The sequence below is a fragment of the Bradyrhizobium sp. AZCC 1693 genome (genome assembly GCF_036924745.1).
Lineage (GTDB): Bacteria > Pseudomonadota > Alphaproteobacteria > Rhizobiales > Xanthobacteraceae > Bradyrhizobium.
Genome location: NZ_JAZHSD010000001.1, coordinates 5,509,220 through 5,531,196, shown reverse-complemented (window position 1 = coordinate 5,531,196; position 21,977 = coordinate 5,509,220). Strand labels below are relative to the sequence as shown.

The window sequence follows — 21,977 nt, the reverse complement described above, 5'->3', positions numbered from 1 at the left end:
GGCGTCCGGAAATTGCGAAGCCGTTGAACGGATCGCGTACTCTGACTACCTAATCGGTACGATACACAACCGAACCCTGGGTCGAGCGGCAGAAGATGGCGACGGATACCCTGTCTGATGTCCTCAAGACCGTGCGGCTCACTGGCGCTGCGTATTTCGATATCGCCGCGCAGGAGCCGTGGTCGGTTCATTCTCCTGCGCGCGACCTGATCCTGCCGAAAATCCTGCCCGGAGCCGATCATCTCATCGCCTATCATGTCGTGACGGCGGGACGCTGCTTCGCCAGCCTCGACGGCGGGGAGCCGGTTTCCCTCGAGGCCGGCGAAGTCGTCATGTTCACCAATGCCGATCCGCACGTGATGTCGAGCGACGCCGGCATGCGCGCGGATCCGCCCACGGCTGACATGATCGATATAGCCGAGGCCGGCCAGCTTCCCTTCCACATCAATCTCATGAATGGCGGGACGGTATCGGCCAAGCTCGTATGCGGTTACCTCGCTTGCGATTCCAGGCCATTCAACCCGCTGCTCGAGGCGCTGCCGCCGATGCTGAAAGCCGGCGACCCGCGCAAGAATGACGCAGGCTGGCTTGGCCAGTTCATCCACTTTGCAGTTGCTGAAGTTGCCGACAAACGCGCCGGCAGCGAAAGCGTGCTAACCAAGCTTAGCGAGTTGATGTTCATCGACGTGGTGCGGCGTTATATCGAGACGTTGCCGCAGCAGGACGCCGGATGGCTTGCGGGCTTGCGCGATCCCGCGGTCGGCAAGGCACTGGGACTGATCCACGCCCGGCTGTCATTCAACTGGACCATCGAGGGACTGGCGCGGCAATGCGGCGCCTCGCGCACTGTGCTGGCCGAACGGTTCATGCTATTCGTCGGGATTCCCCCGATGCATTATCTCGCCAAGTGGCGGATGCAGGTCGCCTCCGAGATGCTGAACCGGGGCAATGCCAACATGGCGACGATCGCCGCCGAGATCGGCTACGAGTCCGAAGCCGCGTTCAGCCGCGCCTTCAAGAAGATGATGGGCGTGCCGCCTTCGGCCTGGCGGCTCGGCGCCCGTGCGAACGCATCCCATCCAAGGTGAAATAGCCTGGGGTGCATCAGTGCGCTGTCGGCAGTTATGGGCACCGCGGCCTTTGCCGAACCTCCGTCTCCAGGTCAAAAGAAGCCCTGCGACGCGCCCACGCAGAAATGACGGGACGAAAAGGGAGCGACTTCCGCTTCTGGACGACCAAGAAGTCTAGCGTGCCACTCGGGATGAATTCGGGAGCCACATCGTCAACTCTTGCGCAGAAACACGTAATCCGCGGCGTACGGGATGATGAGATATTGGCCGGCTGTTTCGCACGATCCTTGCGCGACCCCGCCCCTGGTGTTGGTGCGCTGGACGGTTGTCGCATCGGACAGGATGCCATCGTTGCGATGGTCCACAACCTCGATTTCCAACCACGGAATATCATTGGAGGTAGCCGCGGGCGCACTCGCGACCACCCGGCCCTTCACGCCGCTGCCATCGATGTAGTCCCAGCTTGGGCCCGCGAAGTGCCTCCCAACTGATTGCCCGCCAATAATCAGCGTGGCGATGGGCTCGCGGAACTGCCACGTCAGCGCGTGAGGCCGCGATGCAGACTTGGAGGAATCGGGTTTGCACTCGTAGATTTGAGCACCTTCCGCGTGAAGGGTTGCGATTACCGTGGCATTACGCACGTCAAACGCTGGGGGTGCTTGTGAGGATGCCTCGACGGTAGGCAAAACAGAGGCAAGCCAAACGGCGCTGAGCAACACTTTGGAAAGAATATTCATCGTTCCTCTCTGCTTTGGGGTCGTTCAATCCTTGAGCGGCTTTTTTCGGAATGGAGGCGAAGGTCGCTCCACACCTAGCGCTCGCGCAACGTTTCCTGCCGGTAGCGCAGCAAAGGCGACAGGAGATAACTCAGGATGCTCCGCGCACCGGTCTTGATCTCCACCGTCACCGCCATGCCGGGCGATAGATTGACCAACCTGTCGTCGATCTGCATCTGAGTGCGCTCGAGCGAAATACGGGCGCTGTAGTTCAGCTCCTGGCCTTTCGGCTCGCTGGTCTCGTTGGCAGCTCGGAGCGCTCGCTCGCCGGAGCGGTCCTGTTGACGATCGCGGATCACGGCGTCCTGCGAGACCGAGAGCACCGCGCCGTGCAGCAGTCCGTAGCGGGTGAAGTTGAAGGTATCGACCTTGATCTCGGCCGGTTGCCCAGCATGGACGAAACCGATGTCGCTGTTTGACACCATGGCCTCAATCTCCAGCCGGCTGTCGCTCGGCACCAAGACCAAGAGGGGCTGCGCCGGCGTGACCACGCCGCCGACGGTATGAACCGCGAGCTGCTGCACCACGCCGTCCACCGGTGCCGTCAATAACTGAAGCCTGGTCTTTTGCTCGGCCTTGATCAGGTCCTGGGCCAGGCCTTTGGCTTTCAGCTCGGCCTTGGCGAGGTCGTCGGAGATCGTGTGCCGATATTCCGCCGCCGCCTGACCACGGGTCTCGCGTATCGCGGCAATGGCTGCCTCCGTCTCATGCAGGCGGCTGTTTTGAACGTTGAACTCCTCCTGTTGCTCGACCAAGAGCTGCAACACCTCGAAATAGCTGAGCTTCGAGCCCAACTCTCTTTCCACCAGCGTCTTGCGGATGTCCACGCGCCACTTGATCACTGGAATGATCGTCTCGAGCTTGTGGATCGTCGCCGCGGTCGTGGCATGCTCGGCTTCCTTCTGCGCCTGTTGACGGGTGAGCGCGGCGACCTTGGCCCGATGCTCGGTCACCTGATTCAGCAAGAGCTGTCGCTGGGTAGCGATCAGTTCAGGATCGGCTCCGGCAGGGGGCATGAAATCGTCTAAGGGATCGTCGCCGCCCAATAGTGCCGCTCGCAACCGCGCGGTGCTGAGCTGCTCGGCAAGCAAGTCATTGCGCAAATGGTCGCGCTCCGCTTCGTTCGCGGTCGGGTCAAGTTCGATCAGGACTTGGCCTGCTTTGACCGCCTGCCCATCCTGCACCCGAATGGAACGCACTACTCCGGTCTCGAACGGCTGAATGACCTTGACGCGGCCGCTGGGGAGGATTTTTCCGGTCGCCGACGCAACGATATCGATCGGGCTCCACCAGGCCCAGATCAGCGTCAGGCAGAACAGGAGAATGATGGCGCTCCCGATCGCGCGGCCGGTCGGCGACGGCGGCGTTTCCACGATTTCAAGCGCGGCTGGCAGAAATGCCAGCTCTTCGCCGCGCCGCCGCGTACGCCGAAACGGGATGATTCGTGGCGAAGGCTCGGCGCGCACCGATGATTTAGCCGACCTCATGGAATCCCCCTTGCAACCGATGCAGTGACGCATAACGGCCGCCGGTCTTGATCAGCATGTCGTGGCTTCCGTCCTCGACCAGCCGGCCGCGATCGAGCGTGACGATGCGGTCCGCCGTCCGTACGGTCGAGAGCCGGTGCGCGATCACCAGTACCGTGCGCCCTTTGGCGATGTCCGTCATGTTCTGCTGAATGATGCGCTCGCTTTCATAGTCAAGGGCGCTGGTCGCTTCGTCAAAGATCAGGATGCGCGGATCGGTGACGAGCGCGCGCGCGATTGCGATGCGCTGGCGCTGGCCGCCCGAGAGGGTAGATCCGCGCTCGCCGACCACGGTGTCGTAGCCCTCGGCGAGCTCGAGGATGAACTCGTGCGCACCAGCAAGTTGCGCTGCCGCGATGACGCGGTCCATCGGCATTGCCGGGTCTGCGAGCGCGATATTGTCGCGCACCGAGCGATTGAACAGCACGTTCTCCTGCAAGACCACGCCGATCTGGCGGCGCAGCCAGGCGGGATCGGCCATTGCGATATCCATTCCATCCACCAGCACCCGTCCGCGCTCCGGGACGTAGAGGCGTTGGACCAGCTTTGTGATGGTACTCTTGCCGGACCCGGAGGGGCCGACAATGCCGATCGTCTGGCCGGCTGGCACGTCGACGCTGACATCGTGCAGGACTTCCTGGCCGTCGATGCGATAGCGGAACGAGACGTGGTCGAATTTGATGTCGCCGCGGATCGCCGGCAGCCGCGCGCGCCCCGCCGCATAGGCCGGCTCCGCGGTCGTGTTGAGGATGTCGCCCAGCCGCGCGATCGACAGGCGGGCCTGGTGAAAGTCTTGCCAGATCTGGGCGAGACGCAGCACCGGCGCGCTCACCCTTCCGGCCAGGATATTGAAGGCGACGAGCTCGCCGACGGAGAGGCTGCCGTCGATCACGAGCCTAGCGCCGCAATAAAGAATGCCAGCCGTGACGATCTTGTTGACCAACTGGACCGTCTGGCTCGCGCTGTTGCCCAGGCTCAGGACCCGGAAGCTCGCTGAGACGTAGCCGGCGAGCTGTTCCTCCCAGCGGCGCTGCATCTGCGGCTCGACCGCCATGGCCTTTAGCGTCTCGATCCCGGTCACGCTCTCGACCAGGAAGGCCTGGTTCTCGGCGCCGCGCTGGAATTTCTCATCCAGGCGACGGCGAAACAGCGGCGTCGCCCCCGCCGAGATCGCGATATAGAACGGGAAGGAAGCCAGCACGATCCAGGTCAAAAGCGGTGAGTAGAAGTACATCACCGCCAGAAAGACGAAGGTGAACAACAGGTCGATGACCAGCGTAAGCGCCGAGCTGGTGAGGAAATTGCGCATGTTTTCCAGTTCGCGCACCCGCGCGATGGAATCGCCGACACGCCGCGCCTGGAAATAGGCCATTGGCAAAGCCAGCAGGTGGTGAAAAAGGCGCGCCCCGAGTTCGACGTCGATGCGATTGGTGGTGTGCGCGAACAGATAGGTCCGCAGAATTCCCAGCACGGTCTCGAAAACCGAAATGGCGACCAGTCCGAGAACGAGAACGTCGAGAGTGCTCAAGGAGCGGTGCACCAGCACCTTGTCGATGACGACCTGAAAGAACAAAGGCGAGACCAGGCCGAGCAGCTGCAGGAAGAACGACGCGAGCAGGACTTCGCTCAGGAGATAGCGATATTTGTGGATCGCGCCCAAGAACCAAGTGATGTTGAACCGTCTGGTGAAGTCCGACAATCCGGCGCGGCGGGTCATCAGCATCAGCCCGCCGTCCCAGACTGCCAGAAGCTCATCCCGGGTCATCAACGCCGGCCGGGGTGCCAGCGGCGACTGAACCAGAACCTTTTGCCCGTCGGCCTTCGCGACCAGCAGGAACCCGCCATCGCGCAGGGACGCGATGGCAGGCAAAGGTGTGCTCGCAAGCCGCGACCAGTCGATCCGGCAGGCACGCGCCTTGAGTCCGAGATCCCTGGCGCACCGGAGCATCTCCGGTGCGCCAATCTTGTCCGTTCCCAGCCGATGCGCGATTTGTCCGGCATCGGCCGCGACACCCTGGAGATGCAGCAGCGTCACGAGCGCTTCGAGACCAGGATCGGTCGGTCTGGCGTCGCTGGCTTCGGTGCTCATTGTGGTGTTCTCCAGGGCGACGTCGCGTCAGGCGTGAGGTTGCGCCAGCAACGGTTGCTGGGTGGACGGATCGGCAATCGGCGCTGCGCCTTGACCGTCACCCGCGGAGACGAAGCTCGAGGCCATGAACTGGCTCAGCAGGGCAGCACTCGTACCGTCGGTTGCTCTCGCGGCCATGAGCGAGTTAATGACGGTGTTCGAACCGGTGCCGCCGTCGAGGACGTCCAGTCCCCCGCCGCCGAGCAGAACGTCGTCTCCTGCGCCGCCAGAGAGCGTGTCATTGCCGGGGCTGCCGATCAGAATGTCGTCGCCATCACCGCCATTGGCGATAAGCTTCATGCCGCTCAGCCCGGACGCCTCGATGACGTCATCGCCGCCGAGGCCATTGATGACGATCGTATCGTTGGCGTCGAAATTGGTGATCCTCACCTCGCTGGCGAGGCCCGATATCGTGACTACGCCGTCTTCGTTGCTGATCGAGATCACGTCATCGCCATTGGTCGCGTTGATGACGATCGTGTCGGCTGCGCCGTCGGGGTTGCCGCTTTGGCTAAGGTCGATGTTGACTTGACTAACGTCGGTTCCGGAGAGGTCGTTGACCGTGATGAGATCGGATCCGCCCAGGGCGTTGACGTTGAAGGTCTCGGTCCCGTTCATATCCATGACGACACCGCCGATGTCGCGCGACAGTCTGGCGCGCGAGCCATTGGCGGATACAGTGATCTGCTCGGCAATGTTGGAACCGTTGAACACCAACGTATCGGCACCGGCCTGCCCCTCGACCGTGTCGCTACCGTCACCGGGATTCCAGATGAACGTGTCATCGCCGTTGCCGAGCAGCGCCGTGTCACTGCCTCGCCCGCCCGTGATCGAATCATTTCCGTCGCCGCCGAGCAGCTTGTCGGCGCCGTCGCCGCCCACGATCGTGTCATTGCCCTCACCGCCATCGACGGTGAGCTGGATAAGGGAGGAAAGGCCGTTCCCGGCGATGATGGTGTCGTCGCCGCCACTGGCATTGATGACAAGGTTCTCTGTAGTGCCGATGTCGAGGATGAACGGAGCCGGGTCGGTGCGGTCCAAGCGTACGCGGGCGCCATTGGCGGTGATGGTGAATACTTCAGCGCCATTACCGCCATTAACCTCTGCGGTATCGTTGCCATCGCCGCCTTCCATGAGATCGCTGTCGTCACCCGGGTTCCAGATCATGCGATCGTTGCCGGCCTCACCGAACATCTGGTCGTTAGCATCGCCACCGGTCAACGTGTCGTTGCCGGCGCCGCCGAACAGCAGGTCGGCACCGCCTTTGCCGAGGAGGCTGTCGTTGCCCGAGCCGCCGAAAAGCTGATCGTTACCGGAACCGCCGGTCAACGTGTCGTCGCCCGCGCCGCCGAACAACTGGGCGGCGGGCAGGGCGCCATTGACTTCGTTGAGCGTGATCGTGTCGTTGCCGCCCTGGCCGAACACCTGGATCAACGCCGTGTTGGCAACCGTCGGGCTGCCGCCCGCGACGGATATGCTGCCGTTATTGAGGAGGATGTTGCCGGCCGCGTCGCGACTGGCGACGATCGTGTTGTCGGCGTTGTCGCCGAACACCGACAGCAGGCGGGCGTTACGGAAAAAGTTAGCTTTGATAGCCATGATGGTGATCCTTTCGAAAAATCGATGATCAGCGCATTTGCGCGCTTTTGTTTGCTATGGTTCGCGTCCTTGGCGATCCTGTGCGCGCGTGTACACAGTTGGGCCGTCAGAATGGGCGGCCCGGCGCTACGGAAGTATTTCAGGTGATGGCTATCGTGTTACAATTGTAACGTGCCGGACCGGCGCAGGCAGCGTGCCAGTGCCGCGGCGAGTTCGGTGTTTGTCAATGGCCAGCGCAGCACCTCGGAAATTCCGGCTTCAGTCAGTGCATTGACGCTGACGTCGATCGTGGAAGCGGCCGCAAGCAGCACCGGCTGAAGCGCCGCGATCTCGTGCAGAGCCCGTGCCAGATCCAGGCTGCTTTTGGTCTGTGACCCGTGACTGACCAGAAAGACATCGAATCTATGGGGCTCGGAGCGGCATGCGGCAAGTGCATCGTCCGCCCGCTCGAACCCGACCGGTTCGTATCCGAGAGCTGCAAGTTTTTCTTCATCTTGCAACAGGTGTACTCGTTCGCTTTCGACAATCATCACTGTCTCACCGCGCCCGAGCGGGAGTGATGGCTGTCCGGCCATTGCAGCACTATCGGCCGACAACGCCGGCAGCCACACCTCAAAGCGGCTTCCTCGTCCGGGTTCGCTTTGGACATCGATGACGCCATCGTGATCGCGAACGATTTCGCGAACGGTTGCGAGACCGAGGCCAGTGCCGGCCAATCGAGTCGTGAAAAACGGCTCGAATATTCGGCGCGCCACACGCTCATCGAAGCCACGCCCGTTGTCGCTGACGGCAATGCATGCATAGCGGCCCGGCGACAGTTCGCCGTCGCTCTTTCGAAGGAAGGTGGTCACCTCCTGCTGCGCAGCAGCAACGCGGATGCAACCGCCGTCGTCCATCGCCTGAGCGGCATTGGTGCACAGATTGAGGATGACCTGTTGCAACTGGGCCGGGTGACCGGACACGCCGAGGTCACGTGACACTTCCTCGAAGACGAGCTCGACGCCGGACGAGAGGGAGGCGCGCAGAAAGGACGCCGCCTCGTCAAGCAGCGTGCGTACCTGCACCGGACGAGCGCGTGTGTCGGTCCGCCGCCCGAAGGTGAGGATATTGTCAACAAGGTCGCGGCCGCGCTCGGCCGCCCGGCGTATTTCGTCAATATGTTGGGTCGGTTTGGTGCCGCGCGCGAGATGCGGCTCAATCATCTCCGAATAGCCGAGAATCGCACCGATGATGTTGTTGAAGTTATGTGCAATTCCGCTTGCAAGCGACCCGACCATTTGCATGCGGCGCGCCCGCTCCAGCCGCATCGTGAGTCTCGCCTTGTCGCGCTCAAGGAATTCGCGTTCGACGGCGTTGGCTACGGCGTCGCCGACGAGCCGCACGATCGGCACCGGAAAGTCCCTGTTTCGGATCGTTTGAAAGCGGTCAAAGCCCATGATGCTTCGGAACCGCCGGCCGGGCCGGATAAGCGGCACGCATGCCCAGGAGCGCACGCCAGCCGCCGTCAGCACGTCCTTGACGGGACTGGGTGGCAGGGCGGCGACATCCGTAACGGCGATGCTGTCCGGTTCGGCCACGCCGAGCTGTTCGGACAATGTTAGCGCCTGGTGAGGCCAGCCCGGCGGAAACGCTTCCCCGGACCTGGACCAGGTGTGCACCCGAACCGGATTCTCACCGAGCACCACATAGGCGCGATCGGCGTTAATGGTCCGGCTGAACTCGCCCAGCACTTGCTCCAGCCGCTCTCCGGTCTCGGCCGGAGAGCAATTGATGAGGCGAGTCGAGTTCTCGGCTATGACATGCTCGAGGGTCGCTCGTCGCCGCAGTGCAATGGCGCGGGCACGCAGCTGTAGGCCGACAAACGCGAGCATGACGAGCAACAGCAGCGACACCAGATAGAGCAACAGCCGGAAGCGCTGCTCGCCCGCTTCAACCATGGAGCGGTGGCGGGAAAACATCGCGCGGGTCTCCTCGAGGGGCTGTGTGCCGGGTATGGCGGTGAAGGCCCTGAGCGTTTCGTCGACCGCGGGCATCAAATCACGCAACAAACGGGTGTGCGCGAGCATTACCCGTGCGGTGTCCGCGTCCGGCCCGGCCGCGGGTGCCTGCGCTGCAAACTGGTCGATCCGCTCCTGGAGCGCTTTGACAGCGTTCGGCGATCTGTCGCGCGCGAGATAGAGGACTGCTGCCGCCAGCGCACTCATCGCCGGCGCGAGTTTCGCGTCGTGGGTGCGGAACGCCGGATCCGTGCTCAGAAGCGCAACAAACGACAGCGAGTTTTGCAGGAGAGCGTTGTTGGTCTTGAATTGCTCCATCAAATCTTCCTGCTGGGCGACCGATGTTTCGAGCCTGTCAAACGGCCGCGTATCAAGGCGCTCGGCTCGCGCGTAGAGACGAAGCCGGGCCACCGCGTCCCGCATCGCCTGCACAGCGCCGGCAAAACTGTCGTAGTCGCGAAGCAGGCCGGCGCGCGCTTGTAGAACGTCGCGATGAAGGGAAGCTTCGGCAAGTGCGTAGTCGTCAAAGGCGCGAAGAGCCATGGCGTAGCTGGGGGCGTTCGTATCGATTCCGCGTAGCAACAACCAGGTCAAGAGCGCGAGCAACAGTGAGAACCCGAGGGTGACTGGCAGGAATTTCATCGGACTGCGTTGCCGTTGCGTGCTGTGACGGCCGCTGGCCTCACTATTTGGCCTCCGTAGGTGCCAGTCAGCGTGTTGAGGAACGCGACGATGCCGGCGATTTGCTGATCGGTTAGCACGCGGTCGAGTTGGGCGATGCCCATGGCCTTGACGGCTTCCGGCAGCGTGGGGGCGCTGCCGTCATGGAAATAGGGCGCAGTGGTCGCGACATTTCGCAGGCTCGGGACGCGAAGCAATACGGGTTCTGGAGAGCCCAGCGGATGAAAAACGCCGTGCCGCTGGAAAAGGTTGCCGCCCACATTGACGCCTTGGTGACAGGTGACGCAGCCGAGCGACTTGAAATCCTGATAGCCGGACAGCTCCTCGGCAGTGATCGCGTCGGCTTCTCCCGCCAGCCACCGGTCGAAGCGGCTGCCCGGCGTGACCAGGGACCGTTCGTAGGTCGCGATCGCATCGAGGAGGGCAACGGCATCGGGCTCCTTTCCGTACGCATCGCGGAATTGTCTGACAATTTCAGGGTCGGCACGGAGCTTGTTCACGACTTCGTCAGCGCTCGACGCCATGATCGCAGGATTGCGAAGACTGTTCTCGCCCCCTTCCTCGAGCGAGCGGAAGTTTCCTTCCCAGTTCAGGCGAAAATTCAAGCTGGCGTTGAAGACCGTCGGCGTATTGAGTGCCATCGACTGCCCCTCGGGTGTGTCGCGGGTATTGGCAGTGGCGCCGTTGGTCCTTATATCGTGGCACGACGAGCAGCTATGAGTATTGCCGTGAGACAAGCGCCGGTCGCCGAACAGTCTCTCTCCGAGAAGCACACGCTGCTGGTTCTGGTCGGGTGCGCCAGGAATTGGCGTGATCGGCTCACGCTCGGCGGGGGCATGGAGTGTTGACGGTTGAGCAGCCGCCGGAGAGCCTGCGTTGAGGCAAGCGAGGGCGAGCAGGAGATAAGCTATCCTGCACACGCTGGCCGACATGGTTTTCTCCCGCGACATCATCGAAGGGGTTGGATGGAATGACCGCTTCATCACTGAAAGACCCGAGCCCTCTCGGTAGCACTGATCACCAGCTATGCGTTCTCGTCGTGGAGGACGACCCTGCCTTGCAGCGTATGATCTTAAACTATTTCGGGGAGAACAACATCCGTACCCTTCTGGCGTCCCGTCGCCAGGAAATGGTCGATCAACTCGGCGACACCGAGGTAAACTTGGTGATCCTCGATCTTCGGCTGGGGCTGGAGGATGGCCTCGATCTATTGCGAGAGGTCCGGCTCGGCTCCGACGTGCCGGTCATCATCATTACCGGTCATCGCCGCGACGACATCGATCGCGTTGTCGGATTGGAACTCGGAGCCGACGATTACGTGACGAAACCATTCAACTTGCGTGAACTTCTCGCGCGTGTGCGAGCGGTTTTGCGGCGGTTCGATGTCGGCCGAACAGCGCCCGCCCGCGAGTCAGAGCGCGGACGATTTCGATTTTCCGGCTGGCAGCTTGATCGCCGTGCTCGCCAGTTGACCGACCCGGCTGGCGTCCCGGTAGCGCTGACCAAAGGCGAGTACGCGATGCTGCTCGCGTTCCTCGAAGCCCCACAGCGTCCGCTGAGCCGAGAACACCTTCTGCAAGCAACTCGCGTTCACGAGGATATCTTCGATCGCAGCATCGACGTGCAGATCCTTCGCCTCCGGCGCAAGCTCGAACGAGATTCCAGCGCGCCGCGCGTCATCCAGACCGAGCGCGGTGTCGGATATGTTTTCGCGGTTGCCGTTGAGCGCGTCTGATCACACGCCTTTGTGCTGAGAGGCGAAGGCGATCTTGAGCCCCAAATGCGTGTTAAAAGCGCGTCATAGCGGCGACAACCGTCTAGCGTGCCGGCGCATGATCGAAGACATGACGATCCGCAAGTTAGCGCCGAAGACCCAACATGACTACGTGCAGAGGGTCAAGAACTTCGCGGCGTTTCTCGGGCGATCACCGGATACGGCGACGTTCGAGGACGTGCGCCGCTACCAGCTACATCTGGCGGCGAGCGGTGTTGGTGTGCCGACCATCAATCAGACCGTATCGACGCTGCGGTTCTTCTTTAAGGTCACACTCAAGCGCCACGAGATCGTCGAGCACACCCATGTCATTCACGAGCCGCGCAAGCTGCCGGTGGTGCTCAGCCCGGAGGAAGTGGCGCGGCTGCTCGATGCGGCACCCGGGCTCAAGTACAAGGCGGCGCTAAGCGTGGCCTACGGCGCCGGCCTGCGCGCCACCGAGGTCATCTCGCTCAAGGTCTCCGACATCGACAGCAAGCAAATGATCATCCGCGTCGAGCAAGGCAAAGGCGGCAAGGACCGTAACGTCATGTTGTCGCCGCACCTGCTCAACCTGCTGCGGGCCTGGTGGAAGGCGGCGCGGCCGCAGGGATGGCTGTTTCCGGGCCGCGATCCGGCGCAGCCGATGACCACGCGCCAGCTCAATCGCGCCTGCCACGCCGCCGCCCAGATGGCGGAGATCAGCAAGCGCGTCTAAAGCGACCATTCGGCGGACCTGAAGCTGTGCTGGCCTATCTGGCGCGTTACACCCACCGCGTTGCCCTTCGACGAGCACGGCATCACCTTCAAGTGGAAGGATTACCGCATCGAGGGCCGCGATCGATACAAGCGCATGACGCTCGCCACGGACGAGTTCATCCGCCGCTTCCTCATCCACGTGCTGCCATCCCGCTTCCACCGCATCCGCCACTACGGCCTGTTTGCCAAAAGCGCTTGCGCCGACAACATCGCACGCGCCCGTGAGCTGCTCGCCGTTGCAAAACCTGAAGGCCAGCCTGCCGCAACCGCCGTCGATCTCAACAAACCGAGTTGTCCATGCTGCGGCGGTCGCATGATCATCATCGAGGTCTTCGAGCGCGGTGCAACGCCACGGCATCGGCCGACAGCTCCAACGAACGTCATCAGGATCGACACCTCATGAGCCGTCACAATCCCGCAAATCTCGTCATCGCGCTCGCCGGCCTTCGACCGGCCACGGCAGAGCACGCTCAGATATCCAGCCCTCGTCTCAAATCGTCCGACAGTTCTTCATGTCCGACGCAATCCGCCGCCGATTCACCAGCCGCTTCACCGTCGGCCAACTTGCCGGGGCGGCTCGATCCCGATCACAAATCTCTCCCGCGGCTCTCAAATCGCCATAGCACCTGCGGCACGGCCTTCATTCCCTCAAGCGCGGTTTCCTCCCTTGGAGGCTTTCGGACGCCGGCCCCCGTGCGCGCGGCCCCACCGTCATGGGGCCGGCATCCGAAACCCTTCACAACAGCGGTCATTTCCCGCAAGTCAGCTTTTGACCCGGCTGTGTAAAAACTCAAAAAATCGAACGACGACGAGAATAATTTTCCGAAATCAATTGCAACCGAACAAGCACGCGAAGTTTCGACGACCGGATACGACACTTGGTGGAATGCTCATTCTACGCCAGCGCAGCGCCGCTGCGTTTTTACGCAGCCAAGACCTAGAGCAGACATGCGGAGCATGGAATGGCTCATTGCGCTCTCCTCTTTACCCCCCGTTCCAACCCCCACGTTCATGCGCAGCGGCGGGCGATGCCGGTGATTGGTTTGCTCGGCGGCAGGTCACCGGGTGAAGTGGTGAATATGGTGAGTATCATGGCCGCGTTCCAAATCTGGCTCTACGTCAAGCGTCGCAGCGTGGTAGGTGAATACCCGGTCTGAGGCGAAGATTGTTACGACTGATCGCCAGTGCTGGCCGCCACGTTGGTTGGCCGGGGCAGTGATCGCCCCTCGAACAGCAGCGTTCAGCACTCGCGGCCAAGTTGGCGGCGACGACCATAGCAATGGTCTCGGTCATGGGCGACCTTGGGGGATCCGCTCTGCCTTTCCGGTTCAGACGTCAGTTTGTTCCGCTACCCTACGGGCGTCGTCAATCTCGATGCCGAGATAGCCGACGGCGCCAGGAACCCCCTCCCAGCAACTGCACTGCGCGCAGGCTGTTTCCGCTGACAACTGCGAAGCACGGGTATAACGTCAAACTGCCGGCGCGGCTATGGCTACGCGATGCCAAGAGGGGGGTCCAGATGGATTGCCCGCGATGCGGTAGCGCCAACCCCGATGGCAAGTCGTTTTGCGGTGACTGCGGCGAGCGATTGCCGCGGCGATGCAAGGTTTGCGGCAACGAGAGCGCGCCGGGTAAGAAGTTCTGCGCGGACTGTGGCGCCCCGCTCGCGGCAGCGGGGTCCGGCACGGCGGCGCGGCGAACGCGGGTCTTCGCCCCGGCCGCGACAGCGGCGAACACTGCCGAGCGTCGACAGCTGACCGTTATGTTCTGCGATCTCGTCGGCTCGACTGCGCTCTCGGCGCGTATCGATCCCGAGGATCTCCGAGAGGTAATCGCCACTTACCACGGTTGCGTCGCCGAGGTGGTCGACCACTATGGCGGCTTCGTCGCCAAATATATGGGCGATGGTCTTCTGATCTATTTCGGGTATCCGAATGCGCACGAGGACGACGCGGAGCGCGCGGCTCGGGCAGGTCTTGCAGTCTCCAGAGCCGTCGGACAACTCCAGACAGAGCACAATGTCGAGCCCCTCAAGGTGCGTGTCGGGATTGCCACAGGTCTCGTCGTGGTTGGTGACCTCATCGGCGCAGGCGCTGCACAGGAGCAGGCGGTCGTCGGCGAAACGCCGAATCTCGCTGCGCGTCTGCAGGCACTGGCCGAACCAGGCGCGGTGCTGATCTGTGCCAGCACGCGGCGCCTGATCGGGAGCCTCTTCGACTATCGTGATCTCGACACCGTCGCGCTCAAGGGCATCGCCGAGCCGGTCCACGCCACCCAGGTGTTGCGCGAGAGCGCTATCGAGAGTCGATTCGAGGCGCTACACCCTGGCCGGACGCCGCTTGTCGCGCGCGACGAGGAACTCGACGTCCTGGTGCGCCGCTGGAGTCAGGTGAAGGGTGGCGAAGGCCGCGTGGTGCTGATCTCCGGCGAGCCCGGCATCGGCAAGTCACGGCTCACCGTTGCGCTCCAGGAAGCGGTCGCCGGAGAGCCGCACGTGCATCTGCGCTATTTCTGCTCCCCGCATCGCACGCAGACGGCGCTACATCCGATTATCAGCCAGCTCGAACATGCCGCAGGGTTCGATCGCTCGGATAGCAACGAGACCAAACTGGACAAGCTGGAGGCGATGCTCACCTTATCCTCGGGGCAGGTCGCGCAAGACGCGGCACTCTTTGCGGAACTACTGTCGATCCCGACCGGTGAGCGGTATTCCGACCCTGCGTTGAGCCCGCAGCGCCGGAAGGAACTCCTCCTCCAACGCCTTGTCGGCCAAATCAGCGGGCTCGCTGAGCGATCACCCGTGTTGATGATCCAGGAGGACGTGCACTGGGCCGACCCGACCTCGCGCGACCTTCTCGATCGTACTATCGAGCACATCCGCGCCCTGCCTGTCCTTTTCATCGTAACGTTCCGTCCCGAGTTCGTGCCGCCCTGGCTTGGCCAGCCGCATGTCACCGCACTCGGCTTGAGCCGTCTGGGGCCGCGCGACAACGCCGAGATGATCGCGCGCGTGGCAGGCGGCAAGGAATTGCCCGCCGCCCTCAAGGAGCAGATCGTGGCGCGCACCGACGGCGTTCCGCTCTTCGTCGAGGAGTTGACAAAATCGGTGCTCGAGAGCGGCGCCTTGCGCGAGCAAGAACACGCTATGTGCTCTCAGGCCCACTGCCGGCGCTCGCCGTGCCGACGACCCTGCAAGCCTCCCTCGTGGCGAGGCTCGATCGGCTCGCGCCGGTGCGCGGCATCGCCCAGATCGGAGCCGCCATCGGGCGCGAGTTCTCGTATGAGCTGATGCAGGCGGTGTCGAAGCTGGCCGACCACGAGCTTTCGCCGCTTCTCGACCAGTTCGTGGCATCCGAACTCGTCCAACAACGGGGCAGCCCGCCGGACGCGCTGTATACCTTCAAGCACGCGCTGGTCCAGGATGCCGCCTACGAGACTCTGCTGAAGAGCCAGCGTGCTCGAATTCACGCGCAGATAGCCGAGGCCATCAAGCGCGATTTTCCGGAGATGTCAGCAAGGCACCCGGACGTGCTGGCACATCACTGCAGCGAAGCAGGCCTGTTTGAGGAGGCAATTGGATATTGGCTGAAGGCGGGCCATCTCGCGGCAGGCCGGTTCGCCAATATCGAGGCGGCCGTCAACCTTGAGAAGGGCCTGGAACTCCTTGACCGGATTCCGGCGGATGCTGTCCGTGACCGGACGGAGTTCGAGCTCTGGGCGGCGCTGGGACCCGCGCTCAATGTGACACGGGGGTATGGCGCCCCCGAAACCATCGCCGCCTATGAGCACGCGCGCGACCTTCTTCGCTCAGTCAATGATCCGTCGCGGTCAGGGCCGATCTATCACGGCCTTTTTTCCGCGTATTACAGCCGCGCGAATTTCGATAAGGCCTTGGAGACCGGCAAGGAATTTCTGAGTCGGGCGGGGGACCAGGCTGATGCGTCCTCTCTCTGCATCGGCCATCGCATGATTGCCTGCGCCCAAAACTCGATTGGGGACTTCGCATTGGCGTTGGACCACGCGGAACAAGCGTTGGCGAACTATGATGTGGATCGCCACGGACCGCTTGCTTGGCGCTTCAATCATGACCTTGGCGTCAGCGCGAGATGTCATCTCGGCATCTCCCTGTGGCATGCCGGGTATCCGGAGCGATCGCGGGCGATCGAGCGCGAGGCGCTGGAATTTGCGGCGAACCTCAATCACCCCAACACGATCGGTTATGCGTTGTACTTTGCCGGCGGCATCTCGGCGGTCCGGCGCCGCGATCCGGAAGCACTCGCCGACTGTGCCCGTAGGCTGGGTGCCCATGCTAAGCATCACGGCCTGCCGCACTGGTCTGCGAGGAGCGCGTGGTTCGAGGCGCTTGCAATCCTCGCTCACGGAAGCGCAGCCGAAGCCATTGTGCGGATACAGGCCGCCATGGGCTTGTGCGGCCAGGTTGGCAATTATTCTTTCCGTCCGGCAATGCTGGGCGGGCTCGCGGTGGCCAATCTGGCGGCCGGACGCGCCGACGAAGCACTGCGCGTCGCGGATGAGGCGTTGCAAGTGGCGGAACAAACCAGCGAACGAGGGTTCGACGCGGAGCTGTGGCGGGTGAAGGCGGAAGCGGTGCTGGCAATCGGCGAGAGCAATGCCCAAGCCATGGCCGAGAGCCACCTTGATACGGCGCTTCAGGTCGCACGGAGCCAGGCGTCAAGGATGCTCGAGTTGCGTGCCGCAACATCGGTTGCGCGGCTCTGGATCCATCAGGATCGGACGACTGAAGCCTCCAACCTGATCGGACCCGTCTTTGGCTGGTTTACGGAAGGGTTTGCCGAACCGGACTTACAGGATGCAAAGAACGTGATCGACCGGGTCAGCAGATGCTAAACGGGGCATTGCCGTTGAGTTGATGTCGTGGCCACTGGAGCAGTTGCAGCGCACCGGCATTACGAAGTGCAGCCATAGCGAGGTCCACGCAATCGCCTCGGCCGAGGGCCAGCGTCAAATGCCCGTTAGGACCGTAACAATCGCTGCCTCCGGATCCGGCACTTGGCAGACTTCCGCATTTTGGCGAATGTCCGCTTCGCGCCAGGGATCGGGATAGGGGGGAGCCTCGCGGCTCCGCCCCTCCCACACCACCGTACGTACGGGTCCGTATACGGCGGTTCGAGAAGTTACGCTAACGCGCTTCGATCAGTGACGGGAGACCGAGCGATTTGAAGTGGGCATTGGAGAGTCCCACGGAAAGGGCTTTGCTCCGGGCAATATGCCAGGGTCCACGGCCGCTCCCGGCCGTGTTGCGCAATTGCCCCGAGACTCCCAGTGCGATGAGTGCTGCTCGGCGACGCCTTGGTGTTTTCCATTGGCGCCAAAGAGCGGCCCGCAATCGTAACCGGACCCAGCGAGTGAGAGCGATCAACACCTCGGGCGTTTCGCAGAAGCCGAAATAGCCGCGCCAGCCACACATATATTTAGCCAGCTCCTCCATTGTCGTCTTGATGCTGACGCCCTTGGCCCTTCGCGTGGTCTCTCGGATTCGCTGCTTGAACCGCTCCAGCGATTTCGGCGCGATCGTGCGCTTGATGCCTGGACCAGCCGTGAAGCTGAACCCGAGGAACTTCCGTTCCTGCGGTCGTGCCACCGCACTCTTCGCCTCATTTACCTTGAGCTTGAGCTTTTGTGTGATGAAGCGCGAGATGCTCTCCATCACCCGCTGACCCGCGCGTTCGCTGCGAACATAGATGTTACAGTCGTCCGCATAACGAACAAAGCGGTGTCCCCGGTGCTCCAGTTCGCGGTCGAGTTCGTCGAGCACGAGGTTACTTAGCAGTGGCGAAAGCGGTCCTCCTTGCGGAGTGCCTTCCACGCTCGGACTGACCAGTCCGTTCTCCATCACCCCTGCATTCAGAAATGCCCGGATGAGCTTCAACAGCCGCTTGTCCTCGATCCGTTTGGCAATTTGGCCCATCAGTTTGTCATGATTGACTCGATCGAAGAATTTTTCCAGATCGAGATCGATCACCCATCCGTTGCCTTGCGCAACGTACTGCTGCGCTTGAGCCACGGCGTGATGCGCCGACCGACGCGGTCGGAACCCATAGCTGTATTGGGAGAACGTCGGATTCCATCGCCTCTGCAGAACCTGCATCACCGCTTGCTGGATAAAGCGGTCCAGCACGGTTGGGATGCCAAGCTTTCGCACCCCGCCATCCGGCTTCGGGATTTCCACCCGTCTCACCGGTTTCGGTTCGTAGGTCCCGTTCAGCAATTGCTCCCGAATAGCCGGCCAGTGCTGCTTCAGATAATCGCCGAGTTGATCGACCGTCATCCGGTCGACGCCGGCGCTACCTTTGTTGCCCTTCACCTGCCGCAATGCTTCCTTCAAGTTTGCTCGTTCACATATTTCCTCCATGATTCGACTCGTGTTGGCTGGGCGTTCGGGCTCACTCACCACCGAGAGCGATTCGATGTCTTCCCGTCCCGCCTGCCGGGCTTCACCCGTCGGCGTCGATGAGAAGTCCAGTCTCAACTGGATGTTCAGCCGCTTGTCGCTCTCGAGATTCATGTCCTACTTGCCTCTCCTCTCGTTCGGGCCTTCAGCCACCGTTCCCGGCTCGACCTATCTGTTGACTCCGCCTTTCGGCCCGGAGTGCCTCACTAGCCTCGCCGACGACATGACCCACTATGCCCTCTGCTGACTTCTGCCCTGCGGTCAGACCGCCTCACGGCGCCCTCAGTCGCCGAAGCGACACAGAGCAGATCTCCTGGGGTAATCTCAGTCGCCTTCCGTGCACCGTCGCCGGGTCTACGCTTCGCATCCTTGATGGATATGGACTTCACGGTAAGTGGCCCGCTCGTCCGACGCTCGCGCCTTGTACCCGATGTTTGTCCATCGACTCGCACGTTTGCTGTACGCTTCCTTCAGACCTCGCCTCGCGGCGACAGCCCTTGCGTTGTCGCTAACCCTTCACCTCCATCAGGTTGAGTAGAGGACTTTCACCTCCAAGCTACTGAGCATGCCCAGCACACGACTAAACCGCTCGCGCGGTAGGGGCGCTGCGGCGGGCGACGCAGCCAACACGATAGCGCGACGGGGCGTCCTGTCTTGAGATTGAGGGGTTCGCAACCTCACTCAAGACAGAGTGTGCCGTGGAGCGATCAGGCTACAGGTCTGTTGCGGCGGCGCACGATCGAAGCATGAAGATGCTCGATCTCGCGCCGAACATCCAGCAAGGCTGCATCCGCGGCGTCAACGATTTCGAATGACGAAACCGGTGCAATCGGAGATGCGGTGATCCTCATTAGTGATGTATAAGATGACGTCTCGAAATAGTTTTCGTTAGACAAGCTCAAGGTCTTTTCGAGCCCTCAAGCATCGGTTCGGCCCATGCGCTTCAAAGATCGCTACCAGGCGCATAACGCAGAAGTTGAAATGTGCGCTCTTTTTGCAACGCGTAACTCTTTGAAATTACAAGAGGTGCGAAAGGCGTTTTTACAACATTCATGCCAGAACGTTAAAGTTGTGCTCGCGGGGCGAGCCGGCCGCCGTTGAAATTCACTCAACCTTCAGATCGCACGCCGCAGACAAATCCCCATAGAGCCCGCGGCCAAGCCCACGTACCCCTTCCCGCGGTTTCCTCCCTTGGAGGTTTTCGTACGCCGGCCCCGGTGTGCGCGGCACCACCTTCATGGGCCGGCATCCGAAAACCTTCACATAAGCGGACCGAAACGCGCTTGTTGCTCCCCATTTCCGTCAACTTTTATCGCCATGTGAATAGTGGATATTTTTCCCGAAGCGTGGCCGGAAGAGTCACGCAATCAATGATTTCAAATCGAAGCGGTTTGCAGAATTCGATGAAAAACGCTGCGCTATTTGCCCTTGGCTTCTTGTCTGTCAGTTTTTGGTTGTACGACAGCGCTAGATGTCAAACCTCGCTTACCCCGCCGCTTTCGCTTGCCCCGCCGCCACCGTTGACTGACAAGGGTTCAGCACCTCCGGCCACCACCAACAGCGTTTGGCCGCCAATGGCGACGCCCAACGTGTCGCCGCCACGGGCGACGGCCAAAAGTTCTGCACCATCGGCGACGACCAATGTTGGGCCGCCATCGGCGACTGATGGCGTTCCGTCGCCGACAGCGACCGCCAAGCGTTCGGCACCACCAGTAACCGTTAAGGACGCGCCACGACCGGCGATCGCCACTGAGGCTCTACCAACTGCCACTGTTAAGGACACGCCGCCGACGGCGTCCGACGACGTTTCGTCTACACCGACCATCGGTAGGCTCCCGCCGTCGCCTAAACCGGCCGCCGACTACGATGGCTTTAGCATCGGTATCGTCGACGACGGTGACACGTCAGGCCAGACGACGCGACCCGTTAGGCCGCGCCCAGCAAAACAGCCCAAGCTCAGTCAAGAGTCCGATAGTATCGCAGGGCAGCTATCGGTCGATCAAGCGGAAGATGAGAAACTAAAGCGCAAGCTTACGATCTGCCGCGGCTGCAAGTAGAAGTCGCCGACCATCGCCTGTCACGTTCGTCATTTGGCTCACCGGCCAGGCTTCGCGTTCGGGTACTCACGCCGCGATTTCTGCAGAGGCCAACCTGCGTAGGTAATCTGCGGCCTTGGATGCCCGGCTGCAAGCCGCCAGCATCGACTCGTGGGCGCTTCGACGATCGTTGACTATGCCGGCGTGCGTGACTCCAAGCGCGACGCCTCCGCGTGGGTATGTCCCCTTTGCGCCATAAGCAGCCGTTCCTGCTAATTCTAGCTTATCGGAGATCGATTCTGCGGTAGCTTCGCCTCATCGACGACCACAGTGAGCTTCTTAGCCAAGATCACGTCAGCATACGGATCGTAGAAAAACGTGCTGAGGAGGGTTCGATCGCGACCCAAGGCCCGGAAGGGCTTAGCTGGAACAAGTCGCTTCCAAGTTGGTACTTCCAACTTCTGACCAGGGCAAGAAACCGACATAGCGACGCAAGGTGCAACACATTGGCTCGCTAGTGTTGCTGTCATGGCGCTTTGCAATAGCTTAGCAACTCTCATCGTAAGCCAACATTTGGCGGTCTTAAGATTGATGACCATCTCGAACTTGTCGGCTGCACGACCGCCTTCCGCTGTCAGCGCCAGAACCGCTGACGATCCCGTCGTAACCGAACGAGTATCCAGCGCCGGGTTTTGAGGCTAATAGGGCTTTGACGTGTTGCGGTCGGTCCGCTCATTCGCTAATTGATTGTTAGAGCCGATGGGCGCTTGGGCAGTTGCTCGGCGGCAAGGCCGGCACTGGTTTGCATGATGACACCGACTGCCCACCAGGAGCCTATTACGAATTCCCAGACGCGCTGCAAGACTTCGTCGAACACGAGAGCGTAGACCGACACCAGTGCGGCCAGCGCAGCGAGAAGTGTACCGGCCGCGCTTAGCCATTCGACGGGATCCACGTTGGATCGCCGGCCGTTAAGGGTATTCGGCAACCGCGGAATGTTGACCCCCAGATAGAAACCAATCAACCCGCTTAGTACCGTCAGCACTATGAAACCGAACGTGTTGAACAATGCGACGTTTGTTCTTGCCAGCTGCGCAGCGACGAATATCCCAATCATGGCGCCAGCCATCGCAAGGCCGGTTCGTTCGAGGACACGCGCGGCCCGACTTATCAGCAGGCGATCGTCGATCGGGATATTGCTCTCGTTAAACATGAAGAG

15 protein-coding genes and 1 pseudogene are annotated in these 21,977 nt (G+C 61.8%); 7 read left to right on the top strand and 9 right to left on the bottom strand.

Annotated features, from left to right (window positions below; translation table 11 throughout):
* Window positions 1-95: 95 nt before the first annotated feature.
* Entirely contained in the window at window positions 96-1,088 is a 993-nt protein-coding gene (locus V1293_RS26195; RefSeq protein WP_334513417.1) for an AraC family transcriptional regulator, read from the top strand.
* A gap of 194 nt (window positions 1,089-1,282) precedes the next feature.
* Here V1293_RS26195 and V1293_RS26190 read toward each other — a convergent pair whose 3' ends face one another.
* The 6 genes from V1293_RS26190 to V1293_RS26165 form a co-directional block, all read right to left on the bottom strand.
* The gene (locus V1293_RS26190) at window positions 1,283-1,807 is read right to left on the bottom strand and encodes a DUF3455 domain-containing protein (RefSeq protein ID WP_334513415.1); all 525 of its coding nucleotides are present in this window, start codon (window positions 1,805-1,807) and stop codon (window positions 1,283-1,285) included.
* 74 nt (window positions 1,808-1,881) lie between these two features.
* Window positions 1,882-3,333, bottom strand: coding sequence for an HlyD family type I secretion periplasmic adaptor subunit (locus tag V1293_RS26185; RefSeq protein ID WP_334513413.1), 1,452 nt, complete (start codon window positions 3,331-3,333; stop codon window positions 1,882-1,884).
* Entirely contained in the window at window positions 3,320-5,461 is a 2,142-nt protein-coding gene (locus V1293_RS26180; protein ID WP_334513412.1) for a type I secretion system permease/ATPase, read from the bottom strand. Before V1293_RS26180 ends, V1293_RS26185 begins: the two co-directional genes overlap by 14 nt.
* Window positions 5,462-5,488: 27 nt before the next feature.
* A complete protein-coding gene (locus V1293_RS26175) occupies window positions 5,489-7,099 on the bottom strand; it encodes a calcium-binding protein (protein ID WP_334513411.1) in 1,611 nt (536 codons plus the stop codon).
* 158 nt (window positions 7,100-7,257) lie between these two features.
* Window positions 7,258-9,738 (bottom strand): two-component system VirA-like sensor kinase, encoded by a 2,481-nt coding sequence (locus V1293_RS26170; protein WP_334513410.1) that lies wholly within the window; start codon window positions 9,736-9,738, stop codon window positions 7,258-7,260.
* Entirely contained in the window at window positions 9,735-10,709 is a 975-nt protein-coding gene (locus V1293_RS26165; RefSeq protein WP_334513407.1) for a cytochrome-c peroxidase, read from the bottom strand. Before V1293_RS26165 ends, V1293_RS26170 begins: the two co-directional genes overlap by 4 nt.
* A gap of 38 nt (window positions 10,710-10,747) precedes the next feature.
* Here V1293_RS26165 and V1293_RS26160 point away from each other — a divergent pair, with 38 nt between their 5' ends.
* From V1293_RS26160 to V1293_RS26135, 6 genes and pseudogenes are all read left to right on the top strand, one after another.
* On the top strand, window positions 10,748-11,512 hold the full coding sequence (locus V1293_RS26160) for a response regulator (protein WP_334513405.1): 765 nt from the start codon (window positions 10,748-10,750) through the stop codon (window positions 11,510-11,512).
* Window positions 11,513-11,609: 97 nt separating this feature from the next.
* The gene (locus V1293_RS26155) at window positions 11,610-12,248 is read left to right on the top strand and encodes a tyrosine-type recombinase/integrase (RefSeq protein WP_334513403.1); all 639 of its coding nucleotides are present in this window, start codon (window positions 11,610-11,612) and stop codon (window positions 12,246-12,248) included.
* Window positions 12,248-12,692, top strand: a pseudogene (locus V1293_RS26150) (transposase); the annotation flags it as partial. The gene V1293_RS26155 and the pseudogene V1293_RS26150, both read left to right, overlap by 1 nt.
* A gap of 559 nt (window positions 12,693-13,251) precedes the next feature.
* Window positions 13,252-13,446, top strand: coding sequence for a hypothetical protein (locus V1293_RS26145; protein WP_334513401.1), 195 nt, complete (start codon window positions 13,252-13,254; stop codon window positions 13,444-13,446).
* Window positions 13,447-13,568: 122 nt separating this feature from the next.
* A complete protein-coding gene (locus tag V1293_RS26140) occupies window positions 13,569-15,578 on the top strand; it encodes an adenylate/guanylate cyclase domain-containing protein (protein ID WP_334513399.1) in 2,010 nt (669 codons plus the stop codon).
* A complete protein-coding gene (locus V1293_RS26135) occupies window positions 15,494-17,158 on the top strand; it encodes an ATP-binding protein (protein WP_334513397.1) in 1,665 nt (554 codons plus the stop codon). Before V1293_RS26140 ends, V1293_RS26135 begins: the two co-directional genes overlap by 85 nt.
* Before the next feature lie 292 nt (window positions 17,159-17,450).
* Here V1293_RS26135 and ltrA read toward each other — a convergent pair whose 3' ends face one another.
* The 3 genes from ltrA to V1293_RS26120 form a co-directional block, all read right to left on the bottom strand.
* A complete protein-coding gene (gene ltrA / locus V1293_RS26130) occupies window positions 17,451-18,836 on the bottom strand; it encodes a group II intron reverse transcriptase/maturase (RefSeq protein WP_334513395.1) in 1,386 nt (461 codons plus the stop codon).
* Window positions 18,837-20,196: 1,360 nt separating this feature from the next.
* On the bottom strand, window positions 20,197-20,547 hold the full coding sequence (locus V1293_RS26125) for a hypothetical protein (RefSeq protein ID WP_334513394.1): 351 nt from the start codon (window positions 20,545-20,547) through the stop codon (window positions 20,197-20,199).
* 950 nt (window positions 20,548-21,497) lie between these two features.
* Window positions 21,498-21,971, bottom strand: coding sequence for a hypothetical protein (locus V1293_RS26120; protein WP_334513391.1), 474 nt, complete (start codon window positions 21,969-21,971; stop codon window positions 21,498-21,500).
* Between the last annotated feature and the right edge of the window lie 6 nt (window positions 21,972-21,977).